At 71.6% G+C, this 24,097-nt stretch carries 21 protein-coding genes; 5 read left to right on the top strand and 16 right to left on the bottom strand.

Features of this window, described 5'->3' with window-relative positions; translation table 11 throughout:
- The 10 genes from D7I47_RS13705 to D7I47_RS13750 form a co-directional block, all read right to left on the bottom strand.
- Nucleotides 1-1,104: a UDP-N-acetylglucosamine--N-acetylmuramyl-(pentapeptide) pyrophosphoryl-undecaprenol N-acetylglucosamine transferase gene (locus D7I47_RS13705; protein ID WP_120763574.1), complete on the bottom strand. Its 1,104-nt coding sequence runs from the start codon at nucleotides 1,102-1,104 to the stop codon at nucleotides 1-3.
- The gene (gene ftsW, locus D7I47_RS13710) at nucleotides 1,101-2,318 is read right to left on the bottom strand and encodes a putative lipid II flippase FtsW (protein ID WP_120763575.1); all 1,218 of its coding nucleotides are present in this window, start codon (nucleotides 2,316-2,318) and stop codon (nucleotides 1,101-1,103) included. The genes D7I47_RS13705 and ftsW overlap by 4 nt, the downstream gene beginning before the upstream one ends.
- The gene (gene murD / locus D7I47_RS13715) at nucleotides 2,275-3,828 is read right to left on the bottom strand and encodes a UDP-N-acetylmuramoyl-L-alanine--D-glutamate ligase (RefSeq protein ID WP_120763576.1); all 1,554 of its coding nucleotides are present in this window, start codon (nucleotides 3,826-3,828) and stop codon (nucleotides 2,275-2,277) included. Before murD ends, ftsW begins: the two co-directional genes overlap by 44 nt.
- Entirely contained in the window at nucleotides 3,813-4,925 is a 1,113-nt protein-coding gene (gene mraY, locus D7I47_RS13720; protein WP_120763577.1) for a phospho-N-acetylmuramoyl-pentapeptide-transferase, read from the bottom strand. The genes murD and mraY overlap by 16 nt, the downstream gene beginning before the upstream one ends.
- Nucleotides 4,922-6,337 (bottom strand): UDP-N-acetylmuramoyl-tripeptide--D-alanyl-D-alanine ligase, encoded by a 1,416-nt coding sequence (locus D7I47_RS13725; RefSeq protein WP_120763578.1) that lies wholly within the window; start codon nucleotides 6,335-6,337, stop codon nucleotides 4,922-4,924. Before D7I47_RS13725 ends, mraY begins: the two co-directional genes overlap by 4 nt.
- Nucleotides 6,338-6,412: 75 nt before the next feature.
- Nucleotides 6,413-8,179, bottom strand: coding sequence for a peptidoglycan D,D-transpeptidase FtsI family protein (locus tag D7I47_RS13730; RefSeq protein ID WP_120763579.1), 1,767 nt, complete (start codon nucleotides 8,177-8,179; stop codon nucleotides 6,413-6,415).
- Nucleotides 8,180-8,192: 13 nt separating this feature from the next.
- Nucleotides 8,193-8,801: a hypothetical protein gene (locus D7I47_RS13735; RefSeq protein WP_120763580.1), complete on the bottom strand. Its 609-nt coding sequence runs from the start codon at nucleotides 8,799-8,801 to the stop codon at nucleotides 8,193-8,195.
- Nucleotides 8,798-9,748 (bottom strand): 16S rRNA (cytosine(1402)-N(4))-methyltransferase RsmH, encoded by a 951-nt coding sequence (gene rsmH / locus D7I47_RS13740; protein WP_120763581.1) that lies wholly within the window; start codon nucleotides 9,746-9,748, stop codon nucleotides 8,798-8,800. The genes D7I47_RS13735 and rsmH overlap by 4 nt, the downstream gene beginning before the upstream one ends.
- Before the next feature lie 99 nt (nucleotides 9,749-9,847).
- Nucleotides 9,848-10,279: a division/cell wall cluster transcriptional repressor MraZ gene (gene mraZ, locus D7I47_RS13745; RefSeq protein ID WP_120763582.1), complete on the bottom strand. Its 432-nt coding sequence runs from the start codon at nucleotides 10,277-10,279 to the stop codon at nucleotides 9,848-9,850.
- Nucleotides 10,280-10,528: 249 nt separating this feature from the next.
- Nucleotides 10,529-10,825, bottom strand: a complete 297-nt coding sequence (locus D7I47_RS13750) for a DUF3040 domain-containing protein (protein ID WP_157981736.1) — start codon at nucleotides 10,823-10,825, stop codon at nucleotides 10,529-10,531.
- Between the two features lie 83 nt (nucleotides 10,826-10,908).
- Here D7I47_RS13750 and D7I47_RS13755 point away from each other — a divergent pair, with 83 nt between their 5' ends.
- A complete protein-coding gene (locus D7I47_RS13755) occupies nucleotides 10,909-12,039 on the top strand; it encodes a polyprenyl synthetase family protein (protein WP_120763584.1) in 1,131 nt (376 codons plus the stop codon).
- Between the two features lie 10 nt (nucleotides 12,040-12,049).
- On the opposite strand, the gene D7I47_RS13760 is transcribed toward D7I47_RS13755, so the two are convergent.
- The gene (locus D7I47_RS13760; protein ID WP_120763585.1) at nucleotides 12,050-12,385 is read right to left on the bottom strand and encodes an Rv2175c family DNA-binding protein; all 336 of its coding nucleotides are present in this window, start codon (nucleotides 12,383-12,385) and stop codon (nucleotides 12,050-12,052) included.
- 166 nt (nucleotides 12,386-12,551) lie between these two features.
- On the opposite strand from D7I47_RS13760, the gene D7I47_RS13765 reads away from it, so the two are divergent.
- The 3 genes from D7I47_RS13765 to D7I47_RS13775 all read left to right on the top strand — a co-directional run bounded on the left by D7I47_RS13765 (nucleotide 12,552) and on the right by D7I47_RS13775 (nucleotide 17,197).
- On the top strand, nucleotides 12,552-13,898 hold the full coding sequence (locus D7I47_RS13765) for a muramidase family protein (RefSeq protein ID WP_227000698.1): 1,347 nt from the start codon (nucleotides 12,552-12,554) through the stop codon (nucleotides 13,896-13,898).
- 83 nt (nucleotides 13,899-13,981) lie between these two features.
- Entirely contained in the window at nucleotides 13,982-15,943 is a 1,962-nt protein-coding gene (gene pknB / locus D7I47_RS13770; RefSeq protein WP_120763586.1) for a Stk1 family PASTA domain-containing Ser/Thr kinase, read from the top strand.
- A gap of 42 nt (nucleotides 15,944-15,985) precedes the next feature.
- Nucleotides 15,986-17,197 carry a DUF5979 domain-containing protein gene (locus D7I47_RS13775; RefSeq protein WP_120763587.1) on the top strand — a complete coding sequence of 404 codons (1,212 nt, stop codon included), beginning with the start codon at nucleotides 15,986-15,988 and terminating at the stop codon, nucleotides 17,195-17,197.
- 65 nt (nucleotides 17,198-17,262) lie between these two features.
- On the opposite strand, the gene D7I47_RS13780 is transcribed toward D7I47_RS13775, so the two are convergent.
- From D7I47_RS13780 to D7I47_RS13790, 3 genes are read right to left on the bottom strand one after another with little or no spacing between them, the layout of a single operon-like run.
- On the bottom strand, nucleotides 17,263-18,633 hold the full coding sequence (locus D7I47_RS13780) for a class II 3-deoxy-7-phosphoheptulonate synthase (RefSeq protein WP_120763588.1): 1,371 nt from the start codon (nucleotides 18,631-18,633) through the stop codon (nucleotides 17,263-17,265).
- Nucleotides 18,634-18,689: 56 nt separating this feature from the next.
- Nucleotides 18,690-19,391: a lysophospholipid acyltransferase family protein gene (locus tag D7I47_RS13785; RefSeq protein ID WP_120763589.1), complete on the bottom strand. Its 702-nt coding sequence runs from the start codon at nucleotides 19,389-19,391 to the stop codon at nucleotides 18,690-18,692.
- Between the two features lie 23 nt (nucleotides 19,392-19,414).
- The gene (locus D7I47_RS13790; RefSeq protein WP_120763590.1) at nucleotides 19,415-20,362 is read right to left on the bottom strand and encodes an ROK family glucokinase; all 948 of its coding nucleotides are present in this window, start codon (nucleotides 20,360-20,362) and stop codon (nucleotides 19,415-19,417) included.
- Between the two features lie 105 nt (nucleotides 20,363-20,467).
- On the opposite strand from D7I47_RS13790, the gene D7I47_RS13795 reads away from it, so the two are divergent.
- Complete coding sequence (locus D7I47_RS13795) at nucleotides 20,468-22,294, top strand: AMP-dependent synthetase/ligase (RefSeq protein ID WP_120763591.1); 1,827 nt, start codon at nucleotides 20,468-20,470, stop codon at nucleotides 22,292-22,294.
- Here the strand turns inward: D7I47_RS13795 and D7I47_RS13800 are convergent, their stop codons facing one another.
- Nucleotides 22,295-22,792 carry a peptide deformylase gene (locus D7I47_RS13800; RefSeq protein ID WP_120763592.1) on the bottom strand — a complete coding sequence of 166 codons (498 nt, stop codon included), beginning with the start codon at nucleotides 22,790-22,792 and terminating at the stop codon, nucleotides 22,295-22,297.
- A complete protein-coding gene (locus D7I47_RS13805) occupies nucleotides 22,789-24,093 on the bottom strand; it encodes a MinD/ParA family ATP-binding protein (RefSeq protein WP_120763593.1) in 1,305 nt (434 codons plus the stop codon). The genes D7I47_RS13800 and D7I47_RS13805 overlap by 4 nt, the downstream gene beginning before the upstream one ends.
- Nucleotides 24,094-24,097: the final 4 nt, after the last annotated feature.

The raw sequence follows: 24,097 nt of genomic DNA on the forward strand, positions 1-24,097 counted from the left end.
CTACCTCTCGGTCGCGGACGCCGCCGACGCGTCGGCGACCACCGCCTCCCGGACGAGCTCGACGAGCCGGTCGGCACCGTCCCGCGCGCCCGTCGTGGCGATCCGGGCGGCCATGTCGGCGACGAGCGCGGGATCCTCGAGGAGGTCGACGAACGGGCCGCGCACCCACTCCTCGTCGAAGTCGGCGTCGGCGACCAGCAGCGCACCGCCCGCCGCGACGGCGTCCTGCGCGTTGAGCCGCTGCTCGCCGTTGCCGACCGCGTAGGGCACGAAGACCGCGGGGATGCCGAGGGCCGCGAGCTCGCTCACGGTCGCGGAGCCGGCGCGCGAGAGCGCGAGGTCGGCGGCCGCGAGGGCGAGGTCCATCCGGTCGCAGTACTCGAGCAGCCGGTAGCCGGGAAGCCCCGGGTCGTCGACGGGCGCGCGGCTGCCCGTGATGTGCAGCACCTGCCAGCCGGCGGCGAGGATCGCGTCGATGCCGCTCGAGACGCCCTCGTTGAGGCGGCGGGCGCCGGTCGAGCCGCCCGTCACGAGCAGCGTCGGGCGACCCTCGGCGAGTCCGAGCGTCGCGAGAGCCTCGGGGCGCGCGGCGAAGCGGTCGAGCCGCTCGATCTCGCGACGCAGCGGCAGGCCGACGACGCGTCCGTGCCGGATGCGGGTCGACGGGAAGACCGTGCCGACGAAGCGCGTCAGCCGGGCGCCGTAGCGGTTCGCTATGCCCGGCCGGGCGTTGGCCTCATGGATGACGAGCGGCACGCCCTCCCGGTGCGCCGCGGCGTAGGCGGGTGCGGCGGCGTAGCCCCCGAAGCCGACGACGGCGTCGATGCCCCGGTCGCGCAGGATCTCGCGGGTCGCGGCGACGCTCGCCCGCCAGCGGCCCGGGAATCGCAGCGCGTCGGCGTCGAGCCTGCGCGGGAACGGCAGCCGCGGCACCGTGACGAGCTCGTAGCCGCGCTGCGGCACGAGACGCGCCTCGAGCCCCTCGGCCGTGCCGAGCACGAGCACCTCCGCGTCGGGCTCGAGCTCCCGGAGCCGGTCGGCCGTCGCGAGCAGCGGGTTGACGTGGCCGGCGGTCCCGCCCCCGGCCATCAGGTAGACGGTCACCGGGCGAGCTCCGTCGCGCGCGGATCGGTGCGGGCGAACGACAGCACGATGCCGATCGCGACGAGCGTCGTCACGAGCGAGGAGCCTCCCGCCGAGACGAGCGGCAGCGGCACGCCGAGCACGGGCAGCAGCCCGAGGACGACGGCGATGTTGACGAAGGCCTGACCGATGATCCACACCATCGCGACGCCCGTGGCGAGCTTCACGAAGGGGTCGGTCTGACGGCGCATGATGCGCACGAAGCACACCGCGAGCACCGCGAAGAGCAGCACGACGAGCACCGCGCCCACGAGGCCCAGCTCCTCGCCGATGATCGCGAAGATGAAGTCGGTCTCCGCCTCGGGCAGCCAGTTCCACTTCGAGGCCGAGTTGCCGAGGCCGACGCCGAAGAAGCCGCCGTTCGCGAGCGCCTGCCAGCCGTGCAGGGTCTGGTAGCACTCGTCGCCCGCGAGGCTCGGGTCGCTGCAGCCGCCGAGCCACGCCGAGAACCGGCCGCTGCGCGAGTCGCTCAGCTGCACGAGGATGAGCGCCGCGATCGTGATGAGGCCGACGAGCGCCGCGATGATCCGCATCCGCACGCCGCCGAAGAAGAGGGCCCCGAGCACCATCGCGAACAGGATGATCGCGGTGCCGAGGTCGTTGCCGACGAGCACGAGGAAGATCGCGCCGCCCGCGAAGGGCAGGATCGGCATGGCGACGTGCTTCCAGTCCCCCATGAGACGGGCCTTCGTGCTCACGATGAGGGCGAGCCAGACGATGAGCGCGAGCTTGACCGCCTCGGAGGGCTGGAAGCTGAAGCTGCCGAGGTAGAGCCAGTTGCGGTTGTAGCTGCCGAAGCCGAGGTTGGTGGCGACGACGAGGAACTGCAGCACGATGGCGGCGATCATCGCCTGCCACGCCCAGCGCTTCCAGAAGCCCACGGGCGCGCGGGACACGATGAGCATGAGCGGCACGCCGACGCCCGCGAGCATCGCCTGCCGCGCCGCGCGCGCGAAGAAATCCCCGTCGGAGGCCCTCGACTCGATCGACGACGACGACAGCACCATCACGAGGCCGAACACGACGAGGAAGAGCGTCGTGCCGAGCAGCAGGGAGTACTCGGGGGTCTCGGCCGCGAAGATGCGGCGCAGGCGCACGAACGCCGTGACGCCGCGGGGCGCGGCAGCCGGTTTAGGCGCCGCCGGCTCCGGTCGGGAGGGTCGGGTCGTCGTCACCGTCTCCCCCTTCCAGGTGCCGCCGCACCGCCTCGGCGAACCGCCGTCCGCGATCCGCGTAGTCCGTGAACTGATCCATCGAGGCCGCCGCGGGAGCGAGGAGCACCACGTCGCCCGGCTGAGCCACGGATGCTGCCGCGCGCACCGCCGCGGACATCACGTCCACAGTCTCCGATCCGTCGACCTCGAGCACCGGGACGCCGGGCGCGTGTCGCTCGAACGCGGCGAGCAGCTCGGCGCGTTCCGCACCGATCACGACGGCCGCGCGCAGGCGCCCGGCGTGCCGTTCGACGAGCGGTGCCGGGTCGACGCCCTTGAGCAGGCCCCCGGCGATCCAGACGACGCTCTCCGCGGCGCGCAGCGACGCGTCGGCGGCGTGGGCGTTGGTGGCCTTCGAGTCGTCGACCCAGCTCACCCCCGACGCGACCGCGACGAGCTCGGTGCGGTGGGCGTCCATCCGGAAGCTGCGGATCGCCTCCCGCACGTGCCGGGGCTCGACGCCGGCCGCGCGCGCGAGGGCGGATGCCGCGAGCACGTTGGCGACCGAGTGCGGCGCGGCGAGGCCCGAGTCGCGCAGCTCCTCGACGGTCGAGAGCTCGAGGGCATGCGTGTGGCGCTCCTCGAGGAAGGCGCGGTCGACGAGGATGCCCTCGATGACGCCGAGCTCGCTGCGGCCCGGGACCCCGAGGCCGAAGCCGATCGCGCGGCAGCCCTCCTGCACCTCGGCGTCCTCGACGAGGTGCATGGTCGCCTCGTCGGCGCGGTTGTACACGCAGGCGACGCGGGTGTTCTCGTAGACCCGCCCCTTCGCGGCGATGTAGGCCTCGCGCGAGCCGTGCCAGTCGAGGTGGTCGTCGGCGATGTTGAGGCACACGCTCGCGAGCGGGGCGAGCTCGCCGCCGGCGTTCCGGTGGCTCCAGTGCAGCTGGTAGCTCGAGAGCTCGACGACGAGCACGTCGAAGCCGCCGGGGTCGCGGATCGCGTCGAGCACGGGGATGCCGATGTTGCCCGCCGGAGCCGCCCGCAGGCCGCCCGCGACGAGCATGTGCGCCGTGAGCTGGGTGGTCGTCGTCTTGCCGTTGGTGCCCGTGACGAGGACCCACTCGGCGGGGGTGCCGTCGGCGCGCACGACCTTGTCGCGCAGTCGCCACGCGAGCTCGATGTCGCCCCACACCGGGATGCCGGTCTGTTCGGCCCAGGCGAGCAGCGGGTGGTCGGGGTGGTAGCCCGGCGACACGACGACGAGCTCGGGCGCGAAGGCGAGCAGCTCCTCGGGGGCCCCCTCGGCATCCGGATGCGCGAGGAACCGCGCCCCGATGACGTCGAGCAGCCCGCGGTGCTCCTCGCTGCCGCGCGCCGCGACGACGAGCACCGATGCACCGAGCTCGACGAGGGTGTCGGCGACCGCGAACCCGGTCACCCCGAGTCCGAGCACCGCGACCCGCAGCCCCGACCAGTCGGCGTGCCAGCTGGTCAGATGCTCGAGCCGCGCGTTCAGCGGCTGATCCATTCGAGGTAGAACACGCCGACCGCGGCCGCGACGAACAGCGCGCCGATGATCCAGAACCGCACCACGACGGTGATCTCCGCCCAGCCCTTGAGCTCGAAGTGGTGATGCAGCGGGCTCATCAGGAACACCCGCCTGCCCTGGCCGTAACGCCACTTGGTGATCTTGAACCAGGTGCGCTGCACGATGACCGAGCCCGTGGTGATGAGGAAGAGCCCGCCGATGAGCACGAGCAGCAGCTCGGTGCGGGTGAGGATGGCGAGCGCCGCGAGCGAGCCGCCGAGCGCGAGCGAGCCGGTGTCGCCCATGAACAGCTGCGCGGGCGAGGTGTTCCACCACAGGAACCCGACGAGGCTGCCCGCGATGGCGGCGGAGACGACCGCGAGGTCGATGGGATCGCGCACCTCGTAGCACTTGTAGTAGACGTCGGGGTCGATGTTGACGTTGAAGCACGACTGGTTGAACTGCCAGAAGGCGATGAAGATGTACGCCGACACCGAGAAGATCGCGGCCCCCGAGGCGAGGCCGTCGAGGCCGTCGGCCACGTTCACGCCGTTGGATGCCGACACCGTGATGATGTTGACCCAGACGAGGAACAGGATGACGCCGATCACGGGTCCGAAGGCGAAGAGGTCGAGCCAGCCGATGTCGCGCACGCCCGAGATGAAGGTCGACGCCGGGGTGAGGCCGTTCTCGTCGGGGAAGCCGAGCGCGAGCAGGGCGAAGACCGTGGCGATGATGGCCTGCCCGGCGATCTTCGACCAGCCGCCGAGGCCGAGGCTGCGCTGCTTGCGGGTCTTCAGGAAGTCGTCGACGAAGCCGACGAGACCGAGGCCCACCATCATCCCGAGCACGAGCGTCGCGACCATCGTGAGCGGGGTCTCGGTCACGAGGTGCCCCACGAGGTAGCCGAGCACGGACCCCGTGATGAAGACGATGCCGCCCATCGTGGGCGTGCCGCGCTTGGTGTGGTGCGACTGCGGGCCGTCGTCGCGGATGAACTGGCCCCAGCCGAGCCGCTTGAACAGGCGGATCCAGAGCGGTGTCGTGAAGAGCGTGAAGACGAGCGAGAAGGCGCCCGCGATGAGCAGTGTGATCACGAGTCGGCCCCCGTCGCCGCGAGCCGGTCGCCGAGGAAGCGCAGGCCCGCCGAGTTCGACGACTTCACGAGCACGATGTCGCCTGACCGCAGTTCGTCACGGAGCACATCGTAGGCGGCGTCGGCATCCGCCACGAGCACCGACTCCCCGTCCCACGAACCCTCGAGCCCGGCGGCGGCGTGGATGTGGCGGGCCGCGTCGCCGACGACGACGAGCTTGCGGATGTCGAGCCGCACCACGAGGCGGCCGATCCGGTCGTGCTCCTCCTGGGCGTACTCGCCGAGCTCGGCCATCTCGCCGAGCACCGCGACCGTGCGGCGGCCCTCGGGGCGCGCGATCTGCGCGAGCGTCTTGAGCGCGGCGGCGACCGAGTCGGGGCTCGCGTTGTAGGCGTCGTTGACGACCGTGACGCCGTCCGGCCGCTCGAAGAGCTCCATGCGCCAGCGTTCGGCGCGCGGCACGGCCTCGATCGCCGCGATCGCGCGATCGAGGTCGATGCCGAGCTCGCGCACCACCGCGATCGCCGCGAGGGCGTTCATGACGTGGTGCTCGCCGAGGATGCGCAGCCCGACCGGCCGGCGCACCCCGTCGACGACGAGGGTGAAGCGGGTGCCGGCTGCGGTCGCCTCGACGTCCTCGGCGCGCACCTCGGCCCCGGGAGCTTGTCCGAAGGTCACGACGCGCGCGGCCGTGCGCCCCGCCATGCGGGCCACGCGGTCGTCGTCGGCGTTGAGCACCGCGACGGCCGTCTCGGGCAGCTCGACGACCATCTCGGCCTTCGCCTCCTCGGTGGCGTCGATGCCGCCGAAGCCGCCCGCGTGCGCGAGGCCGACCTTGAGCACGACCCCGATGTCGGGGCGGGCGATCGAGACGAGCCGGGCGATCTTGCCCGCCCCGCTCGCCCCCATCTCGACGACGAGGAAGCGCGTGTCGTGGTCGATGCGCAGCATCGAGATGGGCGCGCCCACCTGGTTGTTGAAGGAGTCGCGCGGGGCGACCGTCGGGCCCTCCTCGGCGAGGATCGCGCGCAGCAGGTTCTTCGTCGTGGTCTTGCCGTTCGAGCCGGTGACGCCCACCACCCGGAGGCGACCGCCCGCGCGCACGCGCGCCACGACCTCCCGGGCGAGCTCGCCGAGCGCCTCGAGGCCGTCGGCCACCACGAGCTGCGGCACCTCGAGCCCGAGGTCCTCCCGGCACACGACGAACGCCGCGCCCGCCTCGACCGCGGCCGGGGCGAACAGGTGGCCGTCGGTCACCTCGCCGGGCAAGGCGAAGAAGATCGAGCCCGCGGAGACGAGCCGCGAATCCGTCTCCACACCGCCGTCCACGACCGTCCGCGCGTCCGTGTCCGCGGGGAGCAGGAGCTCGCCCCCGAGCAGTTCGGCCAGCTCGTCGAGCCGGAACGGGATCATGCGGCGTCCTCCGGGATCGAGGGGTGCCGTGAGCTCACGCTGCTCGGCCTCCTGTGGGTCTGTCGGCGGGCGCTCTCACCAGGTGAGCGGGATGCTCGGGGCGGGCTCCGTCGACGGGGGGACCCGGAACGTCTTGATGACCTGCTCCGCAAGGGCGTGGAACGTGGGTGCTGCCGCTCGGGACGACTTAATCGTAGTCGGGAACGCGAAGGTCACATCGATCGCGTACTGGGGGTCGTCGGCGGGCAGCAGTCCCGCGACCGAGACGATGCGGTCGGAGGTGTAGCGGCCGCCGGCCGCGACCTCGGCGGTGCCGGACTTCGCGGCGATGCGGTAGCCCGGCACGGAGAGCGTCGGCCCGAGGTGGTAGTTCGTGACGACGTTCTCGAGGATGTTGACCGTCGTGTCGGCCGCGTACTGCGAGACGACGCGCTCGCCCTCGGGGGTCGGCGCCGCGGTGTAGCTGCCGTCGGGGTGCTCGCAGCCGTCGACGAGGGTCAGCGGGATGCGCACGCCGTGGTTGCCGATCGTCTGGTACATGCTCATGACCTGCGCGCTCGTCGCCGTCATGCCCTGGCCGAACTGCTGGGTCACCGCGGTGACCGGGTCGGTCGAGTCGACGCCGTGCACCGTGCCGGCCTCCTCGCCGAGGAAGTCGGCGCCGGTCGGCGATCCGAAGCCGAAGGCCTTCAGGTAGTCGATGCGGTCGGCGAGCGGCTGGCGCTCGGTGAGCATGCCGATGCCGATGTTGGAGGAGTTCACGAGGATGCCGGCGACGGTGTAGTTGACCGCGTCGTGCGCCCAGGAGTCGTGGATGACGTCCTTGCCGATGTAGTAGGCGGAGGGCACCGTGAGCTGCGTGTCGGCCGTGATGACGCCCGCGTCGAGCATGCCCGCGACGGTCGCCGTCTTGATGAGCGAGCCGGGCTCGTACGGCGCCGTGAAGATGCGCGAACCGGAGTCGTCGGCCGAGGCGGAGTTGAGGTCGTTCGGGTCGATCGAGGGCCAGTCGGCGGCGGCGACGATGCGGCCCGTCTTCACCTCGACGACCATGGCGGTTCCCCAGCGGGCGCCGATCGCGGTGCCCTGCTCGGCGAGCGCCTGCTGGGCGAACCACTGCAGGTCGGCGTCGATCGTGAGGTGCACGGTGCCGCCGTCGACGGCCGGGGTCTCCACGACCTCCGAGCCCGGCATCCGCACGCCGTCGGCGCTGTAGGCGTACTCCGTCGTGCCGTTCGTGGACGCGAGGCACTCGTTCCACTTGAGCTCGGTGCCCGAGAGCGCACCGTCGGTGCCCATGAGGCCCACGAGGTTGCCGGCGATGGCGCCGTTCGGGTAGCTGCGGGCCGGCTGCGGCTCGCTGTACACCCACGGGATGCGCAGGGCCGTGACGGCACGGAACACGTCGAGCTTGACCGACTTCACGAGGTACACGAAGTCGGAGTCGGGGTCGGAGGTGAGCGCCGTCGTGAGCTGCTGGATGTCGGCGCCCGTGAGCTGGGCGATCTCGTTCACGGCGTCGGAGAAGCTCACGTCGACGCGCTTGTTCTCGCCGTCGACCTTCTCGACGCGCTGGAAGCCGGCGAGGTCGACGAGCTTCGGGGACGCCGTGATGTTGAAGCGGTCGACGCTCGTCGCGAGCACGGTGCCGTTGGCGTCGACGATGCTGCCGCGGGTGCCCCAGATCGTCGCGCTCGTGTAGTTGCTGCCCGCGATCGTGCTGAGCGTCTCGGCGCGCACGACCTGGATGTCGACGAGCCGCACCCCGAAGACCACGATCACGACGAAGACGGCGACGAGCGCCAGGGTGAGCCGGCGGCGGCTTCCTCGTGCGGTGATCACTGTGCTCCTGCCGTCAGCGGGTCGTGGGCGACGGTAGCGTGCCCGGGGTCGACGTCACGGGAGCGACACCCGAGACCGCGCCCGCCGCCGCATCCGGGGTCGTCACGAGGGCGGCGCCGTCGTCGCCCTGCTGGGCGGCCGCGATCGTCGCGGGGTCGAGCAGGGTCGAGCCGTCGGCGAGGAGCGAGTTGCCGATGAGGTTGCCGCCCGAGCCCACGATCTGGCCCTTCGGCGCGGCCGAGACGCCGAGCGCCTGGCCGGTTGCGACGTCGAGGAAGACGGGGTTGCCGCTCGTGACCATGCCGAGCGCGGTGGCGTTCTGGATGAGGCTCTGGGTGGAGCTCAGCTGCTCGAGGTCCTCCTGGGCGGCGTGCTGCTCGCGGAGCAGGTTGCGCTTCTCGGTCTGCAGCGCCGAGATCTGGTACGCGCCGTCGGCGAGCACGATGCTCATGAGCAGCTGGGCCAGCAGGATCGCACCGATGCCGCCCACCGCGACGAGCGCCGCGTAGATGCGCGGCCGCGCACGGCGCTGGGCCCGGGTGGGGGCGATGTCGAGGTGCCGGCGCGGCGCCTCCCGGGGGGCGGATGCCGGCTGCAGCACGGCCTCGGCGACGGCGCTCATGCGGCCTCCCTGATCCTCTCCGCGGCACGCAGCCGCACGGGCGTCGCCCGCGGGTTGCGGGCGCGCTCCTCGTCGTCGGCGAGCTCCGCCCCGCGCACCAGCAGGCGCAGCTCGGGGGCGTGCTCGGGCAGTTCCACCGGCAGCCCGCGCGGGGCGGTCGAGGTCGACCTGGTCTGCAGTTCGCGCTTCACGATGCGGTCCTCGAGGGACTGGTAGGCGAGCACGACGATGCGGCCGCCTACCTCGAGGGCGTCGAGCGCGGCCGGGATCGCCCGCTCGAGCACGGCGAGCTCCTGGTTGACCTCGATGCGCAGCGCCTGGAAGACGCGCTTGGACTGGTGACCGGCGCGGCGGGCGGCCGCGGGGGTCGCGGCGTCGATGATCGCCACGAGCCGTGCCGAGGTCTCGATGGGGGCGCTCCGGCGCTCCTCCACGATGCGGCGCGCGTAGCGCGGGGCGAGCTTCTCGTCGCCGTACTCCCAGAAGATGCGGCGCAGCTCGGCCTCGTCGTACTCGGCGAGCACGCGTGCGGCGGTCAGCTCGGCCGTGTCGTCCATCCGCATGTCGAGCGGCGCGTCCTGCGCGTAGGAGAAGCCGCGCTCGGCCTGGTCCAGCTGCATCGAGGAGACGCCGAGGTCGAACAGGATGCCGGCGACGCGCGCGATGCCGAGCCCCTCGAGCGCCTCGTCGAGCCGGTCGTACACGGTGTGCACGAGGTGCACGCGGTCGCCGAACCGGGCGAGGCGCTCCCCCGCGAGGGCGAGGGCGTGACGGTCGCGGTCGAGACCGACGAGCTGGATGCGCTCGAAGCGCTCGAGCAGCGCCTCGGAGTGACCGCCGAGCCCGAGCGTCGCGTCGACGACGACGGCGCCCGGCGCCTCGAGCGCGGGCGCGAGCAGCTCGATGCAGCGCTCGAGCAGGACGGGGACGTGGAGCTGATCTGCCATGGCGGTGGGGCCGGTCCCCCGGATCCGATCCCCATCCGCTGCGACCTGGCACCGGGGAAGGTGTGCCAGGGAGCGCGGCTGAGGGTCGCATCCGAGGGATCAGAAGATGCCCGCGATCACCTCCTCGTCGGTGTCGGCGAAGTCGGCCTCGGCCTGCGCGTAGTACTCGTTCCAGGCGGCGGTGTCCCAGATCTCGGCGCGGTTGCCCGCCCCGATGACGGTGAGCTCGCGGTCGAGGCCGGCGTAGTCGCGCAGCATCGGCGGGATCGTCACGCGGTGCTGCTTGTCGGGGACCTCCTCGGATGCCCCGCTCAGGAACATGCGGAGGAAGTCGCGCCCCTTCTTGCCGGTCACGGACGCCTGCCGGGCGCGCTCGTGGAGGGCCTCGAACTCACGACGGCTGAAGAGGTAGACGCAGTGCTCCTGGCCGCGGGTCATGAAGACGCCGCCCTCGAAGTCCCCCATGAACTTCGCCGGGAGGATGATGCGCCCCTTCTCGTCGAGCTTGGGGACGAACGTGCCGAGCAGCATGTCCTCCCCCTTCGCTCCGGCCGGATCCAGGTTTCTCCACTTTACTCCACCAATCACCACCAAACAAGCAAAACGACCACAGATTTATCACATGTCGCGAGATGAGCCCAATGAATATCAGGGCAGAAGGCGGTGGAGGAGTGTGGAGGGAAAATCCACGCGCCGCCCAGAATCCGGGCATGAAAAAAGCCGGCCCGAAGGCCGGCTCATCAGCGGGAGCTCAGAGGCGCGTCAGCCGCCCCGCGGGGATCAGTGCCGATCGCGGGGCGCGGAGGGCACCGTGAACCGCAGCGGCGGCGCCGCCACGAGCATGACGCCCGCGAACATGACGGCGAAGCCGGCGATGCCGACGAGGGGCTGGTGCACGACCACCCCGAGCACGAGGAGGCTGAGCCCCACGAGGAGGCCGAGGGCGGCGAGCACGATGGCCGTCGCGTTGGCACGGCCCCGACGGGCACCGACGGTCGTGACGTCGTCGGCCTCGCTGTGATAGAGGTTGCGCTCCATCTCGTCGAGGAGTCGCTGCTCCTGTTCCGAAAGCGGCATGTCGTGCTCCTTCAGCATCCGGCACGCAGTCGTCAGGGCCGGTGAGTCGATTGTAGGCGCGCGGGCCTGGCTAGGCTAGGGAGGTGGCTGGGAGTACGCGGTTAGTCGACCGGGTGGCAGCTCGGATCGACGACGCACTCGACGTCCACGCGACCGAGCTCGCCTCGATCTCGCCCGACCTCGAGCCCTTCGTCGCCCGCGCGCGCGAGCTGCTCGCCGGCGGCAAGCGGTTCCGCGCCCTGTTCTGCTACTGGGGATGGCGCTCGGTCGCGGCGATCGCCGAGAGCGGCGACCCGCTGCCCAAGCTCGAGGGGCCCGACCTCGACGCGGAGCTCCCCGCCGTCATCTCGGTGGCCGCGGCGCTCGAGCTGTTCCACGCCGCGGCGCTCGTGCACGACGACATCATCGACAGCTCCGACCTGCGTCGTGGCCGGCCCTCCGCGCACCGCGCCTTCGAGGCCCTGCACCGCGAGGAGGGCTGGGACGGCGACCCCGCGGACTTCGGGGCGGCATCCGCGATCCTGCTCGGCGACCTGCTGCTCGGCTGGAGCGACCAGCTCTTCGAGGAGGGCCTCGCCCGCATCGCGGACCGCGAGGCCGCCGCGGCCGCCCGCGCCGAGTTCACGCGGATGCGCACCGAGGTCACGGTCGGCCAGTACCTCGACGTGCTCGAGGAGGACTCCTGGCGTTCGCGGCCGGACGGCGAGGCGCTCCCCCGTGCCCACAAGGTGATCGTCTACAAGTCGGCCAAATACAGCGTCGAGGCGCCGCTCGCGATCGGAGGCGCCCTCGCGGGAGGCTCGCTCGCCCAGCTCACGGCGCTGCGCGCGTTCGGGCTGCCGCTCGGCGTCGCGTTCCAGCTGCGCGACGACATGCTCGGCGTCTTCGGCGACCCGGCCGTCACGGGCAAACCCTCCGGCGACGATCTGCGCGAGGGCAAGCGCACGGTGCTCATCGGCCTGGCCCGTCAGAAGATGCCGCCCACCGCGGTGCGGGTGCTCGACGAGCTGCTCGGGGATCCGGGGCTCGACGAGGCGCAGGTGCGGATGCTGCAGAACACCGTGCGCGACTCCGGCGCCGCCGATCAGGTGGAGCGGATCATCGCCCACAACGTGCGGGTCGCGCGCGAGGCGCTCGCGGATGCCCCCCTCGGCGGCGCGGCCACCTCGGCTCTCGCGGACCTCGCCGAGCGGGTCACCCGCCGCGACGCCTGAGCGAGGGCCTTCAGAAGGCGAGGGCCTGCGCGATGCGCCGCACCTCGGACTTGCGCCCCGCGCGCAGCGCGGCGATGGGGGCGACGCCCAGGCTGTCCTCCTCCTCGAGGAGCCAGTGCATCGCCTCCTCGTCGCTGTAGCCGCTGTCGGCGAGCAGCATGAGGGTGCCGCGCAGTTCGTGCAGCGGCTCGCCCGCCTCGATGAAGTCGGCGGGCACCTGGAGCACCCCGTCGACGCGGATCGCGAGCAGGTGGCGATCCTCGATGAGACGACGCACGCGCCCCTGCGGAAGGCCGAGCGCCTCGACGAGGTCCGGGATGGTGAGCCACGCGGTGGGTTCGGTCACGTTCCTAGCGTGCCATGTCGCGACGGGGGCGACGGCGCAAGTCAAATGTTACGAACATGTAAACTCACATAACATCAGCCACGCTAATTGACACTGTTAATCATCTGTGACACGTTATCCCCCGAGGCACCACGCCCCCGAGGCCGGAGGGGAAGGCAGGTCAGGGATGTACGACACCGATGAGGCGACCGATCGGGCACGCACCGTGTTCGCGGGTCTCACCCCCACGGCGCTCCCCGCGGCACGCGTCCCGGCACGGCCCGCCCGCGAGCTCCCCGTGGGCTCCGCCCTCGGCAAGGGCATGATGGCGACCGTGCCGATCCTGCTCGCCGGCACGCTGACCGTCACGGGCGCCGTCGCCCCGGTGAACGCGACCCCCGCCGCCGAGCGCAAGCCGGCGAAGCCCAAGACCACGCTCGGCAGCACGGTGCGCGCCGCCGTCGCGGCCGCGACGTCCACCGTCAAGACCCAGGCGGCATCCGCCACCCCCACCACCTACACCGTCAAGGCGGGCGACACCGTCTCGTCGATCGCGGGACGCTACGGCCTCGCCACGGCGAGCGTGCTCGCCCTCAACGGCCTCGGCTGGAAGTCGCTCATCTTCCCCGGTCAGGTGCTCAAGCTCACGAGCGGCTCCGTCGCGCCCACCGCATCCACGGCCCCCGTCGCCACGACCGGCGGGCGCTACACGATCCAGAAGGGCGACACGATCAGCCGCATCGCGGCGCGTTTCGGCGTCTCGACCCAGTCGGTGCTCACCGCGAACGGCCTCAGCTGGTCGAGCATCATCTACCCCGGGCAGACGATCGCGATCCCCGGGGCGACCCTCGCGGCCGAGAACGTCTCCTCGGTGACGCCCACCACCGGCGTCGACGAGTCGGGCGACCCCGCCTCCACCCCGGTCGTCTCGACGCCCGCACCCGTGCTCACGACGAGCTACCTCATCAAGTCGGGCGACACGATCTCCTCGATCGCCAAGAAGTTCGGCGTCGGCATCCAGTCCATCCTCGACGCCAACGGGCTGGGCTGGTCGAGCATCATCTACGCCGGCCGCAGCCTGACCATCCCCGGCGTCAACGTCGTGCAGGACGGCAGCACGGTCACCCCGCTGAGCTCCGAGATGGCCGCCAACGCCCGCATCATCGTGCAGATCGGACGCGAGCTCGGGGTGCCCGACCGCGGCATCGTGATCGCCCTCGCCGCGGCGATGCAGGAGTCGAGCCTGCGCAACATCGACTACGGCGACCGCGACTCGCTCGGCCTTTTCCAGCAGCGTCCGAGCACGGGCTGGGGCACGCGCGAGCAGATCCTCAACGCCCCGCACGCGGCACGGCTCTTCTACGGCGGCCCGTCGAACCCCAACGCGGGCGTCACCCGCGGCCTGCTCGACATCCCCGGCTGGCAGTCGATGAGCCTCACCCAGGCCGCCCAGGCGGTGCAGATCTCGGCGTACCCGAACGCGTACGCGAAGTGGGAGACGAGCGCGACCGCATGGCTGGCTCAACTGGGCTGACGGAGCCGCTCGCCACGGTTCCCCTGGCGCCGCACCCCGTGTGGCATCCGGATGCGGACGACGGGCCCTCCTACACTCGAGAGGTGACCACCAGCACGACCGATCCGCTGATCGGCCGTCTCATCGACGGCCGCTATCAGGTGCGGTCGCGCATCGCCCGCGGCGGCATGGCCACCGTCTACCTCGCCACCGACCTGCGGCTCGAACGCCGCGTGGCCGTCAAGGTCATGCACGGCCACCTCGCCGACGACAGCCAGTTCAAGCAGCGCTTCATCCAGGAGGCGCGCTCGGCCGCCCGGCTCGCGCACCCCAACGTCGTGAACGTCTTCGACCAGGGCCAGGACGAGGACTCGGCGTACCTCGTCATGGAGTACCTGCCGGGCATCACCCTGCGCGAGCTGCTGCAGGAGCACGGCGCGCTCACCCCCGAGCAGACCATCGACATCACCGAGGCCGTGCTCTCGGGCCTCTCCGCGGCCCACAAGGCCGGCATCGTGCACCGCGACCTCAAGCCCGAGAACGTGCTGCTCGCGGATGACGGGCGCATCAAGATCGGCGACTTCGGGCTCGCGCGCGCGGCGTCCGCGAACACCGCGACCGGCGCCGCCCTGCTCGGGACGATCGCCTACCTCTCCCCGGAGCTCGTGACGCGCGGCATCGCCGACACCCGCAGCGACATCTACGCGGTCGGCATCATGATGTACGAGATGCTCACGGGCGAGCAGCCGTACAAGGGCGAGCAGCCCATGCAGATCGCCTACCAGCACGCGAACGACTCGGTGCCGCCGCCGTCGAACGCCAACGACGCCGTGCCCGCCGAGCTCGACGAGCTCGTGCTGTGGGCGACCGCGCGCGACCCGGAGGAGCGACCGCGCGACGCGCGCATCCTGCTCGACCAGGTGCGCGACACGGAGACCCTGCTGACCACGGCGCTGCCGACCGCGGCGACCGCCACCCAGAAGACCATGGTGCTGCCCTCGGCGCGGCAGAGCACGGCCGAGACGCAGGTGCTCGGCGGTCGGGCCCCGATCGCCCCGCAGGACACCGCCCCCGTGAGCCCCAACGCCGCGAAGCTCGGCGCGAAGGCCGCCTCCCGTCGTCGCCGGGGCCGGCTCGCCTTCGTGCTCGTGCTGCTGCTGACGCTCGCCGCGGGCGGCGCCGGCTGGTGGTTCGGTGCGGGCCCGGGCGCGCACGTGACGATCCCGGCGTCGGTCGTGAACATGAAGCCGGATGCGGCGCGCGAGCTGCTGGAGGGTCTCGGCATCGAGGTGGCGGCCGACACCCAGCAGGTCACCAGCATCGACGTGCCCGCCGACCTCGTCGCGGGTACCGACCCCGAACCCGGCACGAGCATCCGCAAGGGCACGGTGGTGACCCTGCAGGTGTCGATCGGGCCCGCCCCCACGACCCTGCCCGCCCTCGCGGGCATGAGCCTCTCCGACGCGACCACCGCGATCGGCACCGCGAACATGGTGCTCGACGAGGATGTGGTGCGCCAGTTCTCGGATCAGGACGAGGACGTCGTGCTCTCGGCCGCGGTCGGCGAGCTCGACGTCTCGGGCGGCTCCCCCGCGCTCGCCGCCGACCAGCAGCTCTACGAGGGGCAGACCGTCGCGCTCGTCGTGTCGGCGGGCCGGGTGCCCGACGTCGCGGGCCTGTCGATCGACGAGGCCACCGCGAAGCTCGTCGCCGTGGGCCTCACGGTCGACGCCGGCACCCAGCTCGACTGGAGCGAGGACATCGCCGAGGGCCTCGTCATCGGCATCGTGCCGCCCACCGGCCCGCTGCACCCCTCGGACGTGGTCGTGCTCGACGTCTCCCAGGGCCGCCAGCCGATCCCGGTGCCCGACATCGTCGGCCGCAGCTGGTACGAGGCACGCAAGACCCTGCAGGACGCGGGGCTCGGCTTCACCTACTGGAACAACGCGAGCGAGTTCATCGGCGAGGGCATCCCGAGCTCGGCGGTCGTCGTCGAGATCGACCCGGGTGCCGGCACCGAACTGCACCTGAACGACAAGGTGAAGGTGCGGCTCGCGGTCGGCTGACCTCACGCCGCTAGCATGGGGCCACCCGAGCTCTGGAGTCCCATGTTCCGCGCCCTCCTCCGCACGTCCCTGCTCGCCCTCGTGGCGTCCGCCCTCGTCATCGCTCCGGCCCAGACCCCGCGCGCATCCGCCGCGGAGGGCGAGCTCAGCCTGACCCTCTGGGTCGTCGTGCAGGGAGGCGCCGTCCCACCCAGCAGCTTCACGGTGACGGCTGTCGGCCCGACGACGGTCGGCGGCCCCGCCACCACCCCCGATGCCACCCTGCAGACCGTGCCCGAGGGCGACTACACGCTCTCACTGCTCGGCACAGGACCCGCGCAGTACGGTTTCGTGCAGCTCGGGAACTGGGCGTGCAACGACGGCCCCACGTCGCTGCCCGTCGTCGCCGATGTCGTGAGCCTCGTCGAGGAGACCTCCGTCACGTGCACGGCGACCGTCCGGCAGTCGTCGGGGGCGATCACGATCAGCGCGTCCGTCGACGACCCCGGCTCGGTGTACATCGGCGGATCGACCAAGACCTTCTCGGGGCGCTACGACTGCGGGGGTGGATACACGGGGACCTTCTCCACCTTGACCACCGCCGCGCCCGTGACGGTCACGGGGATCGCGAGCGGCAGGACGTGCGCGGTCGTCGCGAATCGACCGAGTGGCTCGCTGCTCACCACCCTCGGCGACGTCGAATGGGGGGACCCGGTCGTGCCCATCCCGGTGGTCGTGACCGACCAGGGCACCTCGGCGTTGCCGATCGTCTACCGTCCCCTCGCCGTCGACACCGTCGAGGTCTCAGGCGTCGTCGACGGCCCCGGTGGCTACACGGGTGGCACGGGACGGGCCTTCCCGATCGCGTTCACGTGCGCCGACGTCTCGGGGACGACGATGTCCGGCACCGCCTCTCTCGACCTCACCGGCCCGCTCGCCCTGCGCCTGCCCGAAGGCTCCACCTGCACGCTCAGCGCCACGGCGAGCTACCTCGCGGGGGACTTCGACGCGAGCAGCTACGTCTGGACGGCGGCGGCGCAGGTCTCCCCCGCCACGTTCGCGGTCCCCGAGACGGGCGGGGTCGAGGTCGCGTTCCGCTACGCGGAGCTGCCGGCCGACGACCCCGATCCCGAGACGGATGCCGGACCCGCGGCCGCACCCGCGCTCGCCGACTCCGGTGCCGCCGAGACGATCACCGCGGGATGGCTCGGCGCGCTCGCCCTCGTCGCCGGACTGCTCCTGCTGGTCGCCACGAGGCACGGCAGCCGCGCCTGAGCCTCGTGGAGGCGCTCACCTCGCGGTGAGCTCCTCCGCACTGCGTCGCCCGCTCGCGGGGGCGCTCACCTCGCGGTGAGCTCCTCCGCGACGAGGAACGCGAGCTCGAGCGACTGCATGTGGTTCAGACGCGGGTCGCACAGCGACTCGTACTTCGTCGCGAGGGTCGCCTCGTCGATCTGCTCCGAGCCGCCGAGGCACTCGGTCACGTCGTCGCCGGTGAGCTCCACGTGGATGCCGCCCGGGTGGGTGCCCGCCGCGCGGTGCGCCTCGAAGAAGCCCCGCACCTCGTCGACCACGTCGTCGAAACGCCGGGTCTTGTAGCCGGTGGGCGTCGTGATGCCGTTGCCGTGCATGGGGTCGGTGACCCACAGCGGGGTCGCATCCATGCCCTTGATGGCCTCGAGCAGCGGCGGCAGCGCGTCGCGGATCTTGCCCGCCCCCATCCGCGTGATGAAGGTGAGACGCCCGGGCTCGCGCTCGGGGTCGAGCTTGTCGATGAGCTTCTCCATCGTCTCGACCGTCGTGGTGGGCCCGAGCTTGACCCCGATGGGGTTGCGGATGCGCGAGAAGTAGTCGACGTGCGCGCCGTCGAGCTCGCGCGTGCGCTCCCCGATCCAGAGGAAGTGGGCCGAGGTGTTGACGGGCGTGCCGTTGCGCGAGTCGATGCGGGTCATCGGGCGCTCGTAGTCCATGAGCAGACCCTCGTGGCCGGTGTAGAACTCGACGCGCTTGAGCTCGTCGAAGTCGGCTCCGGCCGCCTCCATGAAGCGGATGGCGCGGTCGATCTCCTTGGCGAGGCCCTCGTAGCGCTGGTTGGCCGGGTTCGACGCGAAGCCCCGGTTCCAGGAGTGCACCTGGCGGAGGTCCGCGAAGCCGCCCTGCGTGAAGGCGCGGATGAGGTTCAGCGTCGAGGCCGCCGTGTGGTACCCCTGCACGAGCCGACGCGGGTCGGCCTGGCGCGACTCGGGCGTGAAGTCGTAGCCGTTGACGATGTCGCCACGGTAGGCGGGCAGCGTGACGTCGCCGCGGGTCTCGAGGTCGCTCGAGCGGGGCTTCGCGAACTGCCCCGCCATCCGGCCCATCTTCACGATCGGCATGGAGGCGCCGTAGGTGAGCACGACCGCCATCTGCAGGAGCGTCTTGACCCGGTTGCGGATCTGCTCGGCGGTGGCGCCCGCGAAGGTCTCGGCGCAGTCGCCGCCCTGCAGCAGGAAGGACTCACCGCGGGCCGCATGCGCGAGGCGATCGCGCAGGATGTCGACCTCACCGGCGAAGACGAGCGGCGGCAGGCTCGCGATCTCGGCGGATGCCGCGCGCACCGCCTCCGGGTCGGCCCACTCCGGCTGCTGCTTGATGGGCAGGTTCCGCCAATAGTCGAGACCGGCGATCACGGAGGGATCTGCCTGCACGATGGTCTCGGTGGGGTCTACCACGGGTGGGTCCTCTGGTCGGATTGCGTCGGTGCGGGCGGACAGCCCAGCGCACCAGCCTAGCCGAGCGCCGGGGATGCCGCCGACTGCGGGCGGCCCTTGACGCTCGAGGCGTACACGTCGACGTACTCCTGGCCGCCGAGGTGCGAGAGCTCGTACATGATCTCGTCGGTGATGGAGCGCAGCACGAAGCGGTCGCCCTCCATCCCCGCGAAGCGCGAGAAGTCGATGGGCTCCCCGAACACGACCCCGACCCGGCGCACCTTGGGCAGCTTCGCGCCGACGGGCATGACCTTGTCGGTGTCGATCATCGCGACCGGGATGACGATGGCGCCCGACTCGAGCACCATGCGGGCGATGCCCGTGCGACCGCGGTACAGCCGCCCGTCGTGGCTGCGGGTGCCCTCGGGGTAGATGCCGAGCTGCCCGCCCGTGGCGAGGTGCTCCAGCCCGGTGTTGAGGGATGCCTCGGATGCCTTGCCGCCCGAGCGGTCGATCGGCAGCTGGCCGATGGCGAGGAAGAAGGTCTTCACGATCCAGCCGCGCAGGCCCCGGCCCGTGAAGTACTCGCTCTTGGCGAGGAAGCGGATCTGCCGGTCGACGACGAGCGGCAGGAACACCGAGTCGATGAAGGAGAGGTGGTTGCTCGCGAAGATCACGGCGCCCTTCGGCGGCACGTGCTCGGCACCGCGCACCCAGGGGCGGAACACCGAGAGCAGGAACGGGCCGACGATGACGTTCTTGAGGAACAGGTAGAACACTCCGCGACCTCCGAGCTCAGAGTCTAGGCCGCCGCGTGGGTGCGGGCGATGTCGGCCGCACCCACGACGCCGGCGTCGTTGACGAGCTCGGCCGTGGCGAAGTGCGGCTCGGGGTGGAAGCCCCGGGCGGGCAGGTGGGCGAGGTAGGCCTCGCGGATCGGGTCGAGCAGCAGCTCCCCGGCCGCCGCGACCCCGCCGCCGAAGACGAACACCTGGGGGTCGAGCACGGCGCTGAGGGATGCGGCCGCCTGGCCGAGCCAGCCGCCGAGCTCCCGCAGGGCGAACAGCGCGCCCGGGTCCTCGGCGACGATGAGCTCGTAGACGAGGTGGCCGTCGAGCTCGCCGTGCTCGTCGCGCGCGGCGGCGAGCGCCTGGCCGATGCCGCGCTGGTCGGCGATCTCGTTCGCGAAGCGCAGCAGGGCGCGGCCCGAACCGTACTGCTCGATGCAGCCGCGCTGCCCGCAGCCGCACGGCAGCCCGCCCGGTACGACGCGCATGTGGCCGATCTCGGCGGCCGCGCCGAAGCCCCCGCGCAGCAGGTGCCCCTCGGTGACGATCGCCCCGCCGACGCCCGTGCCGATCGTCAGCAGCGTCATGTCGCGGTAGCCGCGCCCGGCGCCGAAACGGTACTCCGCCCATCCGGCGGCGTTGGCGTCGTTGTCGATCGTGATGTCGAGCCCGGGCAGCCGCTCCGAGAGGTCGGCGCGCAGCGGCTCGCTGCGCCACGGGATGTTGGGGGTGTAGTAGACGGTCGACTGCGCCGCGTCGATGAAGCCGGGGGCGGCGACCCCTACGCCCGCGACCTGCTCCCCCGCGCGCAGCGTCTCGACGACGTCGACGACCGCCTGGATGATGGCGGCGCCGTCTCCCGCGGGGGTCGGGCGGCGCTCCTGGCGCACGATGGTGCCGTCTTCGGCGACGAGTCCGCCCGCGATCTTGGTCCCGCCGATGTCGATTCCGATGGCATGCACGAGCCACGAGTCTAGCCAGAGGCCGGGTTCGGACGGCGCGAACGGGTGACACGCCGGGTTACAGTGGAAGCACACCCGACCCGCACCGGTACCGAAGGAGTTGCCGTGAACGAGATCTACGTCCCTGCCGCCGTCCCAGCCGACCCGGAGGCGAACGCGACCGACCTGCTCGTCGACCGTCTCGCGATCAGCCCCGATGCCCCGCTGTTCTCGCTCCCGACCGCCGACGGCGGCTGGGAGGACATCACGACCGCGGAGTTCCACCGCCAGGTCGTCGCCCTCGCGAAGGGCCTCATCGCCGCCGGCATCCAGCCCGGCGAGAAGATCGGCTTCATCTGCCGCACCCGCTACGAGTGGACGCTCGTCGACTTCGCCACCTGGTTCGCCGGCGCGGTGCTCGTGCCGATCTACGAGACCTCCGCCCCCGCGCAGATCGCCTACACGCTCTCGGACTCGGGCGCCACGGCGCTCATCGTCGAGAACGCCGAGCACTTCGCCCGCTTCGACGAGGTCGCCGCCGATCTCCCCCAGGTCACGAAGGTGTGGCAGCTGGGCCTCGGCGACCTCGAGAAGCTGTCCGCAAGCGGCACCGAGGTCTCGGACGAGCTGGTCGAGGAGCGTCGCAGCGCGGCGAAGGGCTCCGACCTCGCGACCCTCATCTACACCTCCGGCTCGACGGGCACCCCGAAGGGCTGCATCCTCACCCACTCGAACTTCGTCGAGACCTCGCGCAACGCGGCCGCGGTCATGCCGGAGGTCGTCGCCCCCGGCGCCTCGACGCTGCTGTTCATCACGACGGCGCACGTGTTCGCGCGCTTCATCGCGGTGCTGAGCGTGCACACCGGCGTCAAGGTCGGCCACCAGGCCGACACCAAGCAGCTGCTGCCAGCGCTCGGGAGCTTCAAGCCGACGTTCCTGCTCGCGGTGCCGCGCGTGTTCGAGAAGGTCTACAACTCGGCGGAGCAGAAGGCGACGGCGGGCGGCAAGGGCAAGATCTTCCACCAGGCGGCCGATGTCGCGATCGCGCACTCGAAGGCGCTCGACGCCGGGCACGTGCCGCTCGGCCTGAAGATCAAGTTCGCGATCTTCGACAAGCTCGTCTACTCGAAGCTGCGTGCCGCGATGGGCGGCAACGTCGCCTACGCCGTCTCGGGATCCGCGCCGCTCGGCCTCCGCCTCGGCCACTTCTTCCGCAGCCTCGGGGTGAAGATCCTCGAGGGCTACGGCCTCACGGAGACCACGGCACCCGCGACCGTGAACATCGTCTCGAAGTTCAAGATCGGCACGGTGGGCCCCGCGCTCCCGGGCGTCGGCATCCGGATCGCGGATGACGGCGAGGTGCTCGTGAAGGGCGTCGACGTCTTCGGCGGCTACTGGAACAAGCCCGAGGAGACCGCTGCGGTCTTCTCGGACGGCTGGTTCCACACGGGCGACATCGGCGCCCTCGACGAGGACGGCTACCTGACGATCACGGGCCGCAAGAAGGAGATCCTGGTGACGGCGGGCGGCAAGAACGTCGCCCCGGCCGCCCTCGAGGACCCGATCCGCGCCAACCCGATCGTCGGCCAGGTCGTCGTGGTGGGCGACCAGAAGCCGTTCATCTCGGCGCTCATCACGCTCGACCCCGAGATGCTCCCGGTGTGGCTCAACAACAACGGCGAGGCGGGCGACATGTCGCTCGAGGAGGCGGCGAACAACCCCAAGGTGCAGGCGGAGGTGCAGCGGGCGATCGACGCGGCCAACGCCCGGGTGTCGCGCGCGGAGTCGATCCGCAAGTTCCAGATCCTGCCGATCGAGTTCACCGAGGCGAGCGGTCACCTCACCCCGAAGATGTCGATCAAGCGCGCCGTCATCGTCAAGGACTTCGCGCCGCAGATCGAGGCGCTCTACGCGGGCGCCCCGGCCACGCAGGGCATCTCGGTCACCGGCTGATCAGCGGGCGAACCAGTCGGCCTGACGGATGGCGCGCATCGCCTCGCGCTTGGTGTCGGGCTCGAGCCCCTCGATGTAGAGCTTCCCCTCGAGGTGGTCGCACTCGTGCTGGAGGGCCTGGGCCATCAGGCCCTCGCCCTCCAGGACGACCTCGTCGCCGTCGACGTCGACGCCCGTCACGCGCGCCCAGGGGTGGCGCAGCCGCGGGAAGTAGAAGCCGGGCACCGAGAGGCAGCCCTCGTCGACGAGCTCGGGCTCCCCCGCGACCTCGAGCACGGGGTTGAGGACGTAGGCGATGTCGCCGTCGATGTTGACGCTGAAGGCGCGCAGCCCGACGCCGATCTGGGTCGCGGCGACGCCCGCACGGCCGGGCAGGGCGACGCTGTCGACGAGGTCCTCGACGAGGGCGCGCACGCGCGGGTCGCCGGGGTCGGCGATGGGGTCGGTCTTCGAGCGGAGGACGGGGTCGCCGAAGAGGCGGATCTGTCGTTCGGTCATGCGTTTCTGCTGGTCGGGAGGCCGTCCATGACGATCGCGGCGAGCTCGCGAGCGGAGGCCCGGGTGAAGGGTTTGAGCAGGTTCCAGCGCACCACGGAGCCGGCGGCCAGCTCGGGGTCGTACGGCATCCGCACGACCGCCCGCACGCGCGAGGAGAAGTGCGCGTCGATCTCGTCGAGCTTGACGAGGTTCGTGCCCTGGGTGGCGGTGTTGATGGCGACGACCGCGTTGCGCACGAGGTGGCCGTAGTTGTTCGCCTCGAGCCAGGTGAGGGTCTCGGAGGCGAGGCGGGCCTCGTCGACGCTGCCGCCGGAGACGACGACGATCGAGTCGGCGCGCTGGAGGGTGGCGCGCATCACGGAGTGCACGATGCCGGTGCCGCAGTCGGTGAGGCAGATGGAGTAGTAGCGCGTGACGAGGTCGGCGACGACGTTGTAGTCGTTCTCGTCGAAGGCCTCGGACAGCAGCGGGTCGGTGTCGGAGGCGAGCACGTCGAGGCGGGTCTCGTCGCGCGAGACGTGGCTCGAGAACTCGTTGAAGTCCTTGATGGCGGCGGCGTGGGTGACGATGTCGCGCACGGTCGAGCGGGTCTGCTTGGCGACCCGCTCGGAGAGCGTGCCCCGGTCGGGGTTCGCGTCGACGGCGATGATGCGGTCCTCGCGCACATCGGCGAGCGCCATGCCGAGCAGGGTCGTGATGGTGGTCTTGCCGACGCCGCCCTTGCGGGTGAGCACGGGCACGAAGCGCGTTCCGCCCTCCAGCCGCTTCGCGATGCGGGCGTCGAGCGCCTTGCGCTCGCGCACCTTGGCCGAGTCGCCGAGGTTCACGAGGTGCAGGGTGCTCGCGTAGACGAACGACGGCCAGGCGCCCTCGGGGGCGTGCTTGGTGTGCCGCGGCTCGATGAGCCGGTCGGCCGTGAGCATCGCCGCGGGCTCGGGGCTCGTCGCGACGCGGCCACGGCCGCGGCGGCTGTAGAGCTCCTCGTCGCCCGGCAGGGGCACGATCGGCACCTCGTCGGTGGGCACGGTCTCCTCGTCGGCGACGTGCACGATGTCGGAGACCACCTCGATCGAGACCGTGCCGGTCCCCGGCTCGGCGACCACCGGCAGCACGGATCCCGGCGTCGCCACCACCTGGTCGAGGGCGAGCTCCACCTCGTCCTCGGGGGTCTCGTGCGGGCGCGCGGGCAGCTCGACCGAGAAGGTGAGACTGTCGGGGAGCGCGGATGCGGACGGGCCGCCCTCGGCGGGCTCCGCGAGGGCACCTCCGTCGTCGGGGTCCTCCCCCGTGTTCCGCACCATGGGC

The organism is Protaetiibacter intestinalis (assembly GCF_003627075.1).
Classification (GTDB): domain Bacteria; phylum Actinomycetota; class Actinomycetes; order Actinomycetales; family Microbacteriaceae; genus Homoserinibacter; species Homoserinibacter intestinalis.